Genomic DNA, 15,176 nt, shown 5'->3' on the forward strand with positions numbered 1-15,176 from the left:
AATTGCCCGAAAGACGCAGGCAGGCCATCTATAGAAGCGTTCAAGTCCGTTGGGGCGTGCAACACGCGCCATCGAGTAAAATGCGGGGGGCACTGTCAGAATGTTTGAACAAGCTTTCAGGAACATCGATGACGTGCTCCGAAAAGAGGCCGGTTGCACCACCGAACTCGATTACACCGAGCAGACCTCATGGCTCCTGTTCCTCAAATATCTGGATGGACTGGAACTGGACAAGGCCGACGAAGCAAAGCTCGACGGCAAGAAATATGCCTTTATCCTCGATGCACCCTATCGCTGGGAAAGCTGGGCCGCTCCTAAAGGTAAGGATGGCAAGCTCGACCACAACAAGGCCGTGACTGGCGACGACCTGCGCGACTTCGTTAACGACAAGCTCTTTCCCTACCTGCAAGGTTTCAAGCAGAAGGCCAGCGGGCCGAACACTATTGAATACAAGATCGGTGAAATTTTTGGTGAGATCAAAAACAGGATTTCCAGCGGCTACAATCTGCGTGAGATCATAGACCACATCGACGAGTTGCGCTTCCGCTCGCAGACAGAGAAGCATGAACTGTCACACCTTTACGAAGCCAAAATCAAGAACATGGGGAATGCCGGCCGTAACGGCGGCGAATACTACACTCCGCGCCCTCTCATTCGCGCCATCATTCAGGTCGTCAAGCCCAAGATTGGCGAGCGCATCTATGATGGCGCATGCGGCTCGGCGGGGTTCCTTTGTGAATCGTTCGAATTTATGAAGGCCAAGTCCGACCTCTCTACGAAAGAAGCCAAGACGCTTCAGGAACGTTCCTTCTACGGTAAGGAAAAGAAGTCTCTCGCCTACGTCATCGCGATCATGAACATGATCCTGCACGGCATCGACGCACCGAACATCATCCATACCAATACGCTCACCGAAAATCTCGCGGACATTCAGGAGAAGGACCGCTTCGACGTGGTGCTAGCCAATCCGCCCTTTGGCGGTCACGAGCGCCCGGAGGTCCAGCAGAATTTTCCTATCCGAACCGGCGAGACCGCATTTCTCTTCCTTCAGCACTTCATCAAGATGCTCAAGGCCGGAGGGCGCGGCGGCATCGTTATTAAGAATACGTTTCTCTCCAACACCGATAATGCCTCGGTTTCTTTGCGAAAATTGCTACTGGAGAGCTGTAATCTGCACACGGTGCTTGACTGCCCCCGAGGCACCTTCCAGGGCGCGGGAGTTGAGACGGCCGTGTTGTTCTTCGAGAAAGGCGCGCCCACACGCGAAATCTGGTTTTACCAACTCGATCCCGGCCGCAGTCTGGGCAAAACCAATCCGCTCAATGACGCCGACCTTGCTGAGTTTATCCAACTGCAAAAGAACTTCGCCGACTCACCAAAGTCTTGGTGCGTGGACACAAAGACCATTGATAGGGCCTCCTTCGATCTCTCGGTAAAGAACCCGAACGGCGACGAAGAAATCACGCATCGTAGGCCGCAGGAAATCATCGACGAAATCGCATTGTTAGACATTGAGAGCGCAGACGTGTTGGGAAGTATCAGGGCGCTGCTATGAGAACCGGGTGGAATCTTCTTACCTTTGGAGAGATAGGGCGTGTCTTCAACGGCAACAGCATCAGCGAGAGCGAGAAGAAAGCTAACTTCGCTGGGCTGGACCATGGCGTACCGTATATCGGAACAAAAGACGTCGGCTTCGATCACGAGGTCGAATATGAATCAGGAGTAAGAATACCGGGGGGGAAGCAAAATGGCTTTAAGTTAGCCCCTGCCAACACCGTGCTTGTATGCGCGGAAGGTGGAAGTGCGGGCCGAAAGATCGCGCTTACAAATAGGGAGGTCTATTTTGGCAACAAGCTCTTTGCAATCTGTCCGACACCTCCCAACAACAGCCGCTTTGTCTTCTACTATTGTTTAAGCGACGACTTTGGGAAGCAGTTCCGGGGAGCAATGGCGGGACTGATCGGCGGGGTGTCTCTTAACAAGTTCAAAGACTTCAGCATTCCCCTCCCTCCACCAGCGGAACAACAGCGGATTGTTGAGATCCTCGACAAAGCGCTTGTCGGCATTGCAACCGCCAAAACCAATACCGAAAAGAGCCTCCAAAGAGCCCACGCGCTTTTTGAAAACACTCTAAACATTGCTATTCAAGGAAAATTAATCGCGCAAAATTCTCGCGACACTTCCGTTGAAGACCTGGTTAGCCAGATCGAAAAAACTCGAAACGTTGCCATCATCCAAGGTAGGGCGAAATCCGAAAAAACAGAGCCCGCCGAAATTGACGCAGAGAGTCAAATTGAACTTCCGAGTAGCTGGAAGTGGGCTCAGCTTGAATCCCTAACCGTTGCCATCAGCGACGGCGTCCACAAGAAGCCGCGTTACGCTTCCAAGGGAATTCCATTTGTAACCGTCAAGAACCTAACGGCAGGTCCAGGCATTTCCTTTGACGATCTGAATTATATCACCCGAGAAGATCATCAAGAGTTTATAAAACGCACGCACCCAGAAAGAGGAGACATCCTAATCACCAAAGACGGAACTATTGGAGTAGTCCGGCTGATTGAGACGGATGTCGAATTTTCTATTTTTGTTTCTGTGGCGTTGATAAAGCCGGTGATGCAGGAGCTTGGACCATATCTTGCTTACGCGCTCCGCGCACAATGCGTGCAAAGCCAAATAGTGCCGCAGGGCGCGGCACTGAAACACCTCTACCTAGTTGATCTGCGAAGGCTTGCAATACCTCTGCCGCCGCTTTCTGAGCAGAAACGAATTGTCGCGAGACTCGACGGCGTGAACGTCGAAACTCAACGTCTGCAATCCATCTACCGCCAGAAGCTCGCCGCGCTGGATTCGTTGAAGAAGTCGCTGCTGCATCAAGCTTTTTCGGGGGAACTGACGAAGGACACTGTCAAGTCCAACGTTGTTCCGTTTCCAAAAACAATGCCAAACATAACGCACATAGATATGCACGCAGGCATATTGGCTATCGCCTATCAGCACCACGAAGATCATTCACGGCAAGATACGTTTGGGCATGTCAAAGCGGAGAAGATTGCCCACATGGTCGAAACCCATGTGGGAATAGACTGCGGTCGAACCCCAGTGAAGGATGCGGCGGGTCCAAATGATTACAGACATTTGAAAAAAGTCGAACACAGAGCGGAGAAGGCAGGGTACTTTTCGTTCAAGCAGAGTGCTGCGAGGAGCTACACATTTCGGAAGCTGAATAGATTCGATCAACTTACACAAAAGGCGCGCAATGCTTTGGGTAGTGCCAACCATGCCGTTGATGAACTCATAGAATTAATGGTGCCGATGCAAACACAACAAGCAGAGATTTTTGCGACCGTGTTCGCGGCTTGGAATAATTTGTTGCTTGACGGGCAAGAGGTGTCCGATGAGGCGATTGTCTCCGAGGCTAGGGAGAATTGGCATAGCGACAAGTTGGGAATTCCTCGGGACAAATTCTTCAAGGCCATAGTCTGGATGAAGGAGAAAAATATCGTTCCGGTGGGAAGAGGGAAAAAAGTAATCAACCGAGTTGGTGCATGAACGAAGCTGAGACCCGGGCCGAATACATTGACCCCGCCCTGAAGGCGGCGGGCTGGGGCGTGGTTGAAGGTAGCCGGATCCGGCGTGAATATCCCATCACGCTGGGCCGTATCGAAGGGCATGGGCGGCGTGGAAAAGCACTTACGGCTGACTACGTGCTGGAGTATCGCAACCATAAGCTGGCCGTCCTCGAGGCCAAGGCATGGGATGAAGAACTGACTGAGGGCGTGGCACAGGCGAAGAACTACGCGGGCAAGCTAGCTATCCGCTTTACCTACGCCAGCAACGGCCAGGGCATCTACGGTATCGATATGCAGGAGGGGACCGAAGGCGAGGTGCTTCGCTATCCCACCCCCGACGAACTTTGGAACCGCTCGTTCGCCAAAGAGAATGCTTGGCGCGACCGCTTTGCTGCTGTGCCATTTCCCGACAAGAGCGGAAGTTGGACGATTCGGTTTTATCAAGAGATTGCCGTCAATCGGGTGTTAGACGCTATCACCGCAGAAGAAGATCGCATACTCCTCACGCTGGCCACTGGCACCGGCAAGACTTCGATTGCATTTCAAATCGCCTGGAAGCTCTTTTCGGCACGCTGGAATCTGATTGAGCGGAAGGCGGGCGTGCCGTCGCGGCGGCCTCGAATCTTGTTTTTGGCCGATCGCAACACTCTCGCGACGCAGGCCTACAACGATTTCACTTCGTTTGCAGCGTTTGAAGACAACGCTTTGGTGCGCGTAAAGCCCGAGGACATCCGCCAAAAGGGTCGCGTGCCGACGAACGCCAGCCTGTTCTTCACCATCTTTCAGACATTCATGAGCGGACCGTTGAAAGACGGAAAGCCATCGCCCTATTTCGGTGAGTATCCGCCGGACTTTTTTGATTTCATCGTCGTTGACGAGTGCCATCGCGGCGGAGCAAACGACGAAAGCAATTGGCGTGACATCCTCGACTATTTCGCACCCGCCGTGCAGCTTGGCCTCACCGCCACGCCGAAGCGCAAGGACAATGTGGATACCTATAAATATTTCGGCGAGCCGGTATATGTCTATTCGCTAAAAGAGGGCATCAACGACGGCTTCCTTACGCCGTTTAAGGTAAAACAGTTCGCGACTACGGTAGACGATTATACCTACACGCCGGATGACGCGGTGGTGGAAGGCGAGGTCGTCCCGGGCAAACGATACGTCGAAAATGAGTTTAATCGAATCATCGTCATACCCGAACGAGAGGCGCATCGCGTCAAGCTGTTCATGGAGCAGATCAACCAGAATGAAAAGACTCTGGTTTTCTGCGCGACACAAGATCATGCGTTGGCTGTCCGCGATCTCATCAACCGGATGAAAACCAGCACGGACCCGAACTATTGTCAGAGGGTGACAGCCAATGATGGCGCGCTCGGAGACCAGCACCTGCGAGATTTTCAGGACAACGACAAGACTATTCCGGCCATCCTCACGACCTCGCAAAAGCTCTCCACCGGCGTGGACGCCCGCAACATCCGCAACATCATATTGATGCGGCCGATCAATTCGATGATCGAGTTCAAGCAGATCATCGGACGCGGCACGCGACTATATGACGGCAAGGATTACTTCACGATCTACGATTTTGTGAAGGCGTACCACCACTTCAGCGATTCCGAATGGGACGGTGAGCCCATCGAGCCGGAGCCGAAGGAGCCGCGATCGGCTGTTCCGCTGATTGACCCAACCGAGCCGCCGAAGGCAAAACCCGAGCCCAGCCCCCGTCCCCAGAAGATCAGAGTCAAATTCGCGGACGGCAAGGCCCGCACCATTCAGCACATGATGATCACCACGTTCTGGCATCCCGACGGGACGCCCATGTCCGCTCAGCAATTCATGGAAATGCTTTTTGGCAAGCTGCCCGAATTCTTCAAGGATGAAGCCGAGCTGCGCACCTTATGGAGCGCCCCAGACACACGGTCGAAGCTCCTGCAGGGGCTCGCCGAGAAAGGTTTCGGCAAGGAGCAGATGGCCGAGATGCAGAAAATCATCGACGCCGAAAAAAGTGATCTCTTTGATGTACTCGCGCATGTCGCCTACGCTTTGCAACCGCTTACCCGCGAAGATCGCGCCGCCAAGGCTAAGATGGCGATCAGCAATCGCTTCAACACCAAGCAGCAGGCCTTTCTCGACTTCGTGCTTTCGCACTATGTCAGCGAAGGCGTGGGCGAACTCGATCAGGACAAGCTAACGCCCCTGCTCCGCCTCAAATATCACGACTCCATTGCCGACGCGGTGGCTGACCTGGGCAGGCCTGACGAAATTGGGCGGGTGTTTGCGGGATTCCAGAAATATCTGTACCAAGAAGTGGCTTAGAAGTGCGACGCCTAAACCGCTGCGGACATACTTGAACGACAGATATACGCATTGCCTGAGTGCGAAGCGCAGCAGCGTTTATCGTGAGTCTAGGCGGTTTCCGGCGTCGAGAGTGGAGAGCTTGGCTTCGGATTCACGCCCCACGAAGTTGTGACGTCGGCTAGAGGAAACGGCTTCGGCTCCGTTCGCCACTCATGGTAGGGCGCCGCCGTCTGGCTAAATGGTCCAGGTGCTGGGCGATCGAATTGAACTCGTGTCGGCACATGAAAAGCGCTGCCGAATACGATTGCCTCACCCGATGCCAAAATCGTCACCTGATCGAGCAGGCGGCGCGCCTGCATCGGAATTATCCTCCGAAAGTGGTCGATATCGTCCGGGTTCTGGAGCCGATGGCTGACAAAGTTCGCACACTGACTAATGATGGTTTGGCTGATTTCACTTGGTCGCTGGCTGGCGATTATCAGCGATAAGCCAAACTTTCGGCCCTCTTTCGCAATTCGCTCGAATGCGAGACGAGATAGTGTCTGCCCCCTTTCTTCATCTGAGCGAGGTGGGCGCGCGTAGTTATGCGCTTCCTCTAGCACCAACACCCACGGGTGTTTGTATCGACGAGAGGCGGGCAGGTTTTCCCGCGCTTCTAGGAGAATACGACCAATGACAGTACAGGCATAAGGCAGGACTTCATGGCTCAGCATCGACAGATCGAGAACGGCGACACGCGGTCCTTCTTGCTTGCCTAGACCGAGCTTTCCCATCCAAGAGGCAAGAGAGTCGATGGTCGTCCCGGCGTCCTCGTAATTTAGAAAGGACTTCCATCGAGGGTCATCGAGGCGAGTTTTTAGCCGGAGCTTGAGCGTCGTTAGGTGGGCGTCAATCCGAGCGACATCCTCCGGTGCCGTGGCGCTGTCGAGCAGTGTCGGATCAACCAGTTTGTCTTTCGATATGTAGCGGGGGCTATCCGCCGTCGTGGCGCTCAATGTTGCTACGACCAGTTCCCCAACGATGAGCGCCTTAATTTCTTCGATGAGTGATTCCGTGGCCGCCCTAATCTCTGCTTCGTTGATAGGTGGGTCCCAATCAATGCCGTTTCCCGTCGCATTCAGTTGCGCTTTGTGAGGTTCGAGCGCGGTTCGCAGACTCACTATAGCCGCAAACTCGCGATGGCCGATGTAACTTTCAATAATCTTGTATTGCAAAAGGCAGGCTTTCTTTTTCGGTCGATTTGCATCGAGCGCCAGAAGAATGCCTTGAGCCTTTGTTATGGCGTGGCGCAGTGAGTTGGCATCGTTTGCCACTGCCGGATTTTCTGATTGCGCTTTGGCTAGCGCCCACCAATCTTTCAACACAGGTTCTTGCGTTTGTTCGGACGCACTCAGCCAGGCACACACTTCTGCGGCATTCAAAAACCAGAGCGGAATCCCGAATTCCGCGCCATTCAGATAGATGCGATCAGGCTTGCGCTCTTCCGGCGGAGCGCCACCGGCAAAAGCCTGACTGTACTCCCCGTTTATATCGAGAATGAAAACATGGGGCTCGTTTCCTGCTGCACCCAATGCGGTCATGGCCTTCTGGATGAGGCTGGAGACGGAATAGGATTTACCCGAACCGGTATTGCCAACAATCGCCAAGGGGCGAGACAGTAAGTCGTTATAGGAAGCGCTCACGGTACTGGTCGGCTGACCGGTGGGGCAGCCTATCCGGAGGTCGCAATCGTAGTCTTCGCCGTCAAAACCTTCCGGACGGTTCCGCCGTGGTGGAGTCTCGAATATCGCTTTGAGAATATCCGGCGCTCCTATTTCCGCCGGAGTGTCTAGGGTCGGCAGAATGGTGATCGCGGGACTAAATTGTCCGCGCGGTTCGCCTTGTTCAATAGTTCCGAGCAACTGCACATTGGCCGTGCGCCGAGGCTTCATCAGTTCGAGCGTGAGTTCATCTCCGTTCGATGGATCGTAGGCTTCTCGCGATTCGAGATCGGTAATGATGCCAATGGCCAACTGCCCGGCGCCAATCGAAAAGGTCAGGTAGGCGTTGATGGCTACGGCTGTTTGCACGCCGTCCAACGTCGCCCGCAGTGCAGATTTAGTCTCCGGTAGCAGCTCGACTTTAACCCGGAATCCCTGGACGGACACTATGTGGCCTATGACCCGAGGATTATCCATCGCTGTTGTCTTCAGGAGCCTTCATTCGGGATGCATGTATTTGCTTCTCGAACTTACGCAGCCGCAGGAAATCGTTTAGCCACTGAACATCCGGCATGATAGCGCGGGCAAAATCGTCAAAGGTGGCATTGCTGAACTTTGACGCAGCGAAAGCGGCTTCCGTTGGTGTCAGGACGAATGCACGTTTGCCGAGATCCTTGTAGCTCTGAATCCGCTTGATCGTTTCGCTGGTCGCGTCAGGCTCGACTACGAGCATCACTAGCGAAGGATTCATCAGTGCTGTTTCGATAAGCCGTGTCACATGATCGTCGCCGAATCCGTATCCAAGTACCAAGAGAAATGTCTGAGGCGCGCTGAGCCTGATCTGAAATGAGCGCAGCAGATGGGCGAACGGCATGGTCAAGGTCTGCGCAAATTTGTTCGCCGTAGGCAATATCCCTATCGGGGGAACCTGCCCTTTCAATTCCTTCAGCTTGGCCGCTTTCGTTTCCGGCGTCGCACCGTGATAGCCCGCAGCCAGAGGAGATAAATCAGGATGGCGCGCTCTTAGTTCGGTGCCGTCAATGTACCAATGGATTGAACCATGCAGCTTATAGAAATGCAGGAACTTATCGAACCTTCGCACCCGCCCTTCAGCGACCTCGCCAGGATAGTAGATGTCCAATCCATAGACGGACGGATCGAACCGCGCACCCGCTCGTCCGGTAAATCCGTCAAAATACTGAATACCGAGTCGCTCCAACGCTTGCTCGAAAAGGGTGTCATAATTCAGTGTGAAAAGATGCGCGCGCCCCAGATTGCTGTCCCTCGCAACCAGCTTGGCGAGAAACGCCAATTGCGGGGCAATGCCGTTACTGGTCGAGGCATCGGCCGCCGGCTCTGGAAGAACCAATGCACATTCTGCAAAGATGGCTCGTCCCAATTGGTCAATGAGCCACTTCATATCGGCAGCGGAGGGACTCGGATCACACTTCCAGGTTATCCCGGTGAACGGAGCATCCTCGGTCGCGGCGATGGCATGGGCGTTGACCAAATACGAAAGCCAAGCCTCGAATCCAATTTTGGGGTTTTGGCCTGCGGCCGGTTCTGCCTTGCGAGCCTCGATGAGTGCCTTGATTGACGCAGGTACTTTCTCGGCAGCTTCGACGACAGCTAGAACGGCTTTTTCGAGTGTCGCCATTGTGTGGCCGCCCGTTGAAACGGAACACCCAGACCCTGTCAGAACGACTAGGTTTTCCATTCCCAGCCATTCCGCGATCAGCGCCTGAAGACGTTGACGCGCATCCTTGTCGTTCATGCTCGCAAGCAAATCACTGCCCTGGCCATCATCCGAAGGGCCAAGCAGTCGATACAGGGAAACTGGGTCGATTTTTTCTGTCATTATGAACTACAAGTAGCAAATCCCGTTAATTTGGCACAGCAAAAGCTGATGATGCTTCAAACAAGGCCTCGGCAAGCGAAGGCATTCCAGCAAAATAAGGCTTTGGGGGCTGCGTCCCCTCGCCGTCAAGACCAAGGCGAGCGCAGATCGTGACCGGGTAGTCGCTTCGCTCCGGCCCGCACCATTTCACGCTCTGCGGTCTGTGACGGCTTAACCCCGCTCATTGCCGCTTGGCTAGTTCGGTTTGCATTGCGCAAACCATGAAGGAGCTAGTTATGAAAACAGAAAACCCCATTACCACCGAAATGCTGGAGTGGCAGGGCATCACCCTTTCCGTGTCCTGTCAGCGCGGATATGCGGGCATGGAAGGTCTGACCCACCTTTCCATCCATGTGCTGGAACCAAGCACATCAAAGCTACCCATCACCGAGACCGGCTATCGCTCGCACTTCCTAAGCGAGGCGGAGGTCGCCGAGTTGGGCGGGCCGCTCGGTTACGTTCGCGCGTGGCTCGACGCGGAAGCCGCAACGCCAGAGTGGCGAGCGCAGGAGCAAGCAGCGCGTCAGATGACGTTGCTCTAACTGCACGGGAAAGGAGCGTTTGCCGCATGGTTTCGGTAGACGCTTTCGATTTGTTCTGCCAAACCATTTGGAGAAGCGATATGGAAAAGATTACACACGAAGACGAGGACGAAGGCGCTTGGGTCTGCATCTGCTTTAATACCCCGCACACTGACGGCTTCGCCACTTGCAATGCGGATGGCGAAGAGATGGAGCCCGACATCGGAAGCGACTGGAATGACCTTTACGTCTGCAATCGGTGCGGTCGAATTATCGATCAGAAAGACCTATCGGTCGTTGGACACAAGCGCGCGCAAGACGCCGATGCTGGTCGATAGTCACCGCCTCCAGCGGCTCTAGAACTCAAAATGGCCGGTTTTGCGTGATTTCTTGGGTGTTTGCGCTTGCTTATCCCCAGCCAGTCGCGAATCTCCTTGCAGAATCAGATGTTTAGTGGTCAGTCTGTGCTAGCAAGTCCGGTGGGCTTTTCATAAAAAATTTAGCACATCGTCTAGCACATTAGCTCAGGGTAAGCCAAATACTACTATATAGAACAATAGCTTAGTGTTTTCGTATTCAGACTTAAAATCCGTAGGACCGAAGGGTCCGTGCCGGTTCAAGTCCGGCCGCCCGCACCACCCAACATGGCGCTCGCCTATGCCGCGCCGCTAATGTGCCGCCGCGGCGGCAACCGCCGCGACGTGCGGCGCGCTGCGGCTGTGATGCCAGCGCCATAGCAGATAGCCCAGAACCGCCGCCAGCACGAGAATCCCGCCGCCGATCAGCGGGCGGAAAGCCAGCCAGGCGAACGCGATCGTCACCAGCGCCACGGGAATCGTCAGAACGAAGGCGAAGAAGCTCGTCGCGCCGCGCACGATCGTGCCGAGGAACGGCAGCACCGCCGCCAGCGTCGCGATCGGCCCGAAGAACATCGCGAAGCCGATGAACATGACGACAAAGCCGACGGCGCGCAGGATCCAGGTGAGGAACGCCTCGGCCTGCTGCTGCGCCTTGATCATCTCGGTGGCCTGCGCGTTGCCGGCGCGCGCCAGATGGATGGTGTAGCCGTTGGACGTCGTATAGGGCGCGAAGCCGCTATGCGATTGCGCCGCCAGCACCGACACCGTCGTGCCCGACGGGATGCTCGTGTAATGCACGCGCACGTCGCCGACAGCCGGCGTCGCCGGGTTCGCGCCCTTGTAGAGATTGCCGCCGCTCGCGGCCCAGCCATCCGGGGCGGTGGGGGTCAGCGCCGTCGGCGCGTCGATCATGCCGACCGTGGTCTCGTCCAGCGTGAAGCCGCCGAGATGCGCGTCGCTCGCCGAATACTTATGCGAGGCGAAAGGCAGCTGCGGATTCTCGTGCCCTTCGGGATGGGCGAAGCTGCTCGAATCGGCGGGCGATTCCGTCCACTCCTTGTTGTAGGTGTAGGTCGTCGTGGTGGTCTGGCTGCCGCCGGTGTTGTCCTGCGTCTTTTCTTCCTTCTTCTCGTTCCAGGCATACATCTCGACAGTGCGGTCCACCGCGACCTGGCTGTCGAAGCTCAGGCTGAGATCGGAGGTCCTCGATCGGCGCGGCGGCCTCCGCCTTGCCGACGACATGGACGAGCTTGCCTTCATTGGTCGGCGCCACCGCGTCGGCGGAGGCTTCCACGACCACGCCCGACGCTTCCGCCAGGCCGCGGATCGCCTGCACCGCGCGCCCCTCGTTCCACGACAGAAGGACGATGGCGGCGATGACCAGGATCGGACCCAGCAGGATGCCGACGAAGGAACCCATCAGACGCGAGAAGAATCCCTGCGTCGATGTCGTGGTGAAACTATCCGGCATGGCGTATCCCCCTGTGCGCTGGACGCGAAACTAGCCTACTCGCTGCGCGCAAGCCACTGCGCCGCAAAGCGCACGCATCAACTTATGCCCTTATTTAATGTGGAATCGGAACCGATCACCACACACGCACGCGGTTCGCAGGTGCGAGATAGTATTTCTCGTCTGGCAAAATTTGGAACGCATCGTACCAGCCGTCGATATTGCGCACCGCCAGCGCGCGATACATCGCCGGCGCGTGGCCGTCGGTCAGGAGCTGCTGGCGCAGCGCCGCGTCGCGCGTCGCCTGCTGGCGCGTCTGGGCATAGGCGAGGAAGAAGCGCTGCTCGCCGCTGAGCCCGTCGATCACCGGTGCCGCGCGGCCACCGAGCGCGGCGCGCCAGCCGTCGAACGCGGCGGAGAGCCCGGCGATATCGGCGATGTTCTCGCTCAGCGTCTGGCGGCCGTTCACGAACTGGCCGGGGAACGGGCTGTATTGCGCGTACTGCTCCGCGAGCTTGAGCGCGGTGTCGTGGAAATGCGCGAAGTCGGCCTTGGTCCACCAATCGGTCAGCCTGCCGTCGGCGTCGAACCGGCTGCCCTGGTCGTCGAAGCTGTGGCTGATCTCGTGGCCGATGATCGAGCCCATCGCGCCGTAGTTGAACGCCGCATCGGCCTTGGCGTCGAAGAACGGCGGATCGAGGATCGCGGCGGGAAAGTTGAGCGCGTTCTGCAAGGGCAGGTTCACCGCGTTCACCGTTTGCGGCGTCATGCACCAGGTGGTGCGATCGACCGCCGTTCCGATCAGCGCGAGGACGCGGCGCCGTTCGAAGTCCTCGGCGCGCGCGATATTGCCAAAGGCGTCGCCGCGCACGATGTCGAGCGCGGCATAGGAGATCCACCGGTCCGGATAGCCGATGCCGACATAAAGCGTGGCGAGCTTGTCCTTCGCTTTCGCCTTGGTGGCCGGGCTCATCCAATCGAGCGCGTCGATGCGCCGGGCGAAGGCCGCCTTGATGGCGTCGACCATGGCCTGGGCCTGCGCCTTGTAGGCCGGCGGAAAATAGCGGGCGACATAGAGGCGGCCGACCGCCCAGCCGAGCGACTGGTTGGTCAGGCCCACCGCGCGCTTCCAGCGCGCCGGTTGCTGCGGCGTGCCCGAGAGCGTCGCGCCGTAGAAGGCAAAGCGCGCGTCGGCGAAGGCCCTGGGCAGGACCGCCGCATAGTGGTTGAGAAGATGGAAGGCGAGATAGTCCTTCCATACGGCAAGCGGCATGTCGGCCACCGCGGCGGCGACGCCGGGGATGACGCTGGGCTGCCAGACCACGATCCGGTCCTGGCCGTCGAGCGCGGCGCCCTGCAGGAACGCGCTCCAATCCAGGCCCGGCGCCTTGGCGGCGAAATCGGCGGGCGACCAGTCATTGGCGGCCTTCAGCACGTCTTCGCTGTCGGCGCGCGAGGCTTGCGCCTGCGCCAGGCGCGTCTCCAGCGCGACGATCGCCTTGGCGCGGACATCGCCATCGGCGAAGCCCGCCAGAGCGAATAGCTTCTCAATATGCGCCTCATAGGCCGACAGGATGCGCGCCGCGCCCGGATCGGTGGAGACATAATAGGAGCGGTCGGGCAGGCCCAATCCGCCCTGCAGCAGATAGGCCCGGTAGCGATGGGGATCCTCGAAGCCGGGCGCGACCCACAGGCCGAAGATATTCTCGGTGTAGAAATTGGTGTTGTTGAGCGCGTCGACATCGGCGCGCACCGAACGGCCCAGCGCATGGGCCAGTTCCGCCTTGTCCGCGATCGCGGCGATGGCTTCGAGCCTGGCCTTCAGCGGCGCGAGGCCCTTCGCCTCGATGGCGGCCTCGTCCATGAAGCTCGCATAGAGATCGCCGATCTTGCGTTCGTCGGAGCCAGGCGGCGATTTGGCCCTGGCGATGTCCTCGATCAGGTCGGCGGTGCGCCTGGCCGCCTTGTCGCGCAGGGTGGAGAACGAACCCCAGGCCGCCTGGTCCGGCGGGATGTTTGCGGTCTTGAGCCAATTGCCGTTGGCATAGAGGTTGAAGTCGTCGCCGGGGCGTATGGAGGTGTCCATGCCGGCGCGCTGCACGCCATGGACGACGGCGGGTACCCCCGCCGTCGCGGCGGCGCAGCCAAGCGCCAGCGCCACGAGCACGGAGCGAAGCCGCGCGAAGTTTCCGATGGATGGGTATCGCATGCCGCCCCGGTCCTAGCACAAAGGCCGCCGGCGCCGCATCACGTCCGCGGGCCCCGAAAACAAAGAAGGGCTGCCCTGTTCGGACAGCCCTTCCATTGTCTTACTGCGGTCCGCTAGGGCACGCGCAGGCGTCGCTTACGCGGCGCGGACCTCACCAGAGGCGAGGATCCAGGTCGCGGCCTTCGACGTCCGCAGGTAATGACAATGAGACACTGGATCACCTCCTTTCAAAGTTGTTGCGTCGCCAGATATAGGCGAATTCGGGCCGCTTGATAAGAGGCCCACCGGCAACACGGGAGGAGAAATTGCCGCTCCTAGCGGAACCGGGCCGCGACGGCCGCGCCGGCCGATAGCAGCGCCTCGTCCGAGGTGACGACCACGAGGTCGAAGCCCTTGGCGATCATCGCCTTGGCATAGTCCACCGACTTGCAATAGATCGCCGCGCGCTTGCCGGCCGATTTCGCGGCGCCGAGGATGTCGTCGATCGCCTGGACGACGATGGGATCGGTCTGGTCCGCCTTGGGCTCGCGCCCCAGCGACAGGCCGAGATCGGACGGGCCGACGAACAGGACATCGAGTTCCTCCACCGCCGCGATGGCCTTGACGTTGATCAGCGCCTTGGCGGATTCGATCTGTGCCATGGTGAGGATGGTCTCGTTGGCCCTGGCGAGATAATCGGCGCCGCCATAGAGCACGGCGCGCTTGGGCCCGACGCTGCGCGTTCCCCTGGGCGCATAGCGGCAGGCGGAGACGAAGCGTTCGCACTGGTCCGGCGTGTCGATGTTGGGGCAGATGACGCCATAGGCACCGGCGTCGAGGGCGCGGTTCACGTCGCCCGGGTTGTTCCACGGCACCCGCACCAGCGGCACCGTGTCGGTGGTGGAGACCGCAGTGAGCATCGCGACCATGCCGGCGAAATCGGCCTGGCCGTGCTGCATGTCGACGGTGAGGCTGTCCCAGCCCTGATGGCTGAGAATCTCGGCGCCGACCGATCCGTTCAGGCTGAGCCAGCAATTGGTCGCGGCGCGCCCCTCGGCCCAGGCTTCACGCAATCGGTTGGCGCGCATGCGATGGAACCTCCGGCGGTGCGCGGCGAACCTAGCGCAGGGTTTTCGTCTTGGCGATGCGGCGCGTTGGGGGCGCTTGAGCAGCGCGCGCCGTCCACCTAGC

At 58.0% G+C, this 15,176-nt stretch carries 10 protein-coding genes; 5 read left to right on the forward strand and 5 right to left on the reverse strand.

Annotation, left to right across the window (positions count from 1 at the left end; translation table 11 throughout):
- Positions 1 to 100: 100 nt before the first annotated feature.
- The 3 genes from WDM86_08840 to WDM86_08850 are packed head-to-tail and all read left to right on the forward strand — an operon-like array spanning position 101 to position 5,888.
- Positions 101 to 1,555 carry an N-6 DNA methylase gene (locus WDM86_08840; protein MEI9990131.1) on the forward strand — a complete coding sequence of 485 codons (1,455 nt, stop codon included), beginning with the start codon at positions 101 to 103 and terminating at the stop codon, positions 1,553 to 1,555.
- Positions 1,552 to 3,549: a restriction endonuclease subunit S gene (locus tag WDM86_08845; GenBank protein ID MEI9990132.1), complete on the forward strand. Its 1,998-nt coding sequence runs from the start codon at positions 1,552 to 1,554 to the stop codon at positions 3,547 to 3,549. Before WDM86_08840 ends, WDM86_08845 begins: the two co-directional genes overlap by 4 nt.
- Positions 3,546 to 5,888 (forward strand): DEAD/DEAH box helicase family protein, encoded by a 2,343-nt coding sequence (locus WDM86_08850; protein ID MEI9990133.1) that lies wholly within the window; start codon positions 3,546 to 3,548, stop codon positions 5,886 to 5,888. The genes WDM86_08845 and WDM86_08850 overlap by 4 nt, the downstream gene beginning before the upstream one ends.
- A gap of 89 nt (positions 5,889 to 5,977) precedes the next feature.
- Here WDM86_08850 and WDM86_08855 read toward each other — a convergent pair whose 3' ends face one another.
- Both WDM86_08855 and WDM86_08860 read right to left on the reverse strand, forming a co-directional pair.
- On the reverse strand, positions 5,978 to 8,017 hold the full coding sequence (locus WDM86_08855) for a DUF87 domain-containing protein (GenBank protein ID MEI9990134.1): 2,040 nt from the start codon (positions 8,015 to 8,017) through the stop codon (positions 5,978 to 5,980).
- A gap of 22 nt (positions 8,018 to 8,039) precedes the next feature.
- Positions 8,040 to 9,428 carry an SIR2 family protein gene (locus WDM86_08860; protein MEI9990135.1) on the reverse strand — a complete coding sequence of 463 codons (1,389 nt, stop codon included), beginning with the start codon at positions 9,426 to 9,428 and terminating at the stop codon, positions 8,040 to 8,042.
- 275 nt (positions 9,429 to 9,703) lie between these two features.
- On the opposite strand from WDM86_08860, the gene WDM86_08865 reads away from it, so the two are divergent.
- Positions 9,704 to 10,009, forward strand: coding sequence for a hypothetical protein (locus WDM86_08865; protein MEI9990136.1), 306 nt, complete (start codon positions 9,704 to 9,706; stop codon positions 10,007 to 10,009).
- An 80-nt stretch (positions 10,010 to 10,089) separates the two neighbouring features.
- Entirely contained in the window at positions 10,090 to 10,326 is a 237-nt protein-coding gene (locus WDM86_08870) for a hypothetical protein (protein MEI9990137.1), read from the forward strand.
- A gap of 330 nt (positions 10,327 to 10,656) precedes the next feature.
- On the opposite strand, the gene WDM86_08875 is transcribed toward WDM86_08870, so the two are convergent.
- The 3 genes from WDM86_08875 to WDM86_08885 all read right to left on the reverse strand — a co-directional run bounded on the left by WDM86_08875 (position 10,657) and on the right by WDM86_08885 (position 15,073).
- Entirely contained in the window at positions 10,657 to 11,589 is a 933-nt protein-coding gene (locus tag WDM86_08875) for a TMEM43 family protein (protein ID MEI9990138.1), read from the reverse strand.
- A 344-nt stretch (positions 11,590 to 11,933) separates the two neighbouring features.
- Positions 11,934 to 14,006 (reverse strand): M13 family metallopeptidase, encoded by a 2,073-nt coding sequence (locus WDM86_08880; GenBank protein ID MEI9990139.1) that lies wholly within the window; start codon positions 14,004 to 14,006, stop codon positions 11,934 to 11,936.
- A gap of 314 nt (positions 14,007 to 14,320) precedes the next feature.
- The gene (locus WDM86_08885) at positions 14,321 to 15,073 is read right to left on the reverse strand and encodes an aldolase/citrate lyase family protein (protein ID MEI9990140.1); all 753 of its coding nucleotides are present in this window, start codon (positions 15,071 to 15,073) and stop codon (positions 14,321 to 14,323) included.
- Positions 15,074 to 15,176 lie beyond the last annotated feature (103 nt).

The organism is Rhizomicrobium sp. (assembly GCA_037200045.1).
In the GTDB taxonomy this organism is placed as follows: Bacteria; Pseudomonadota; Alphaproteobacteria; order Micropepsales; family Micropepsaceae; genus Rhizomicrobium.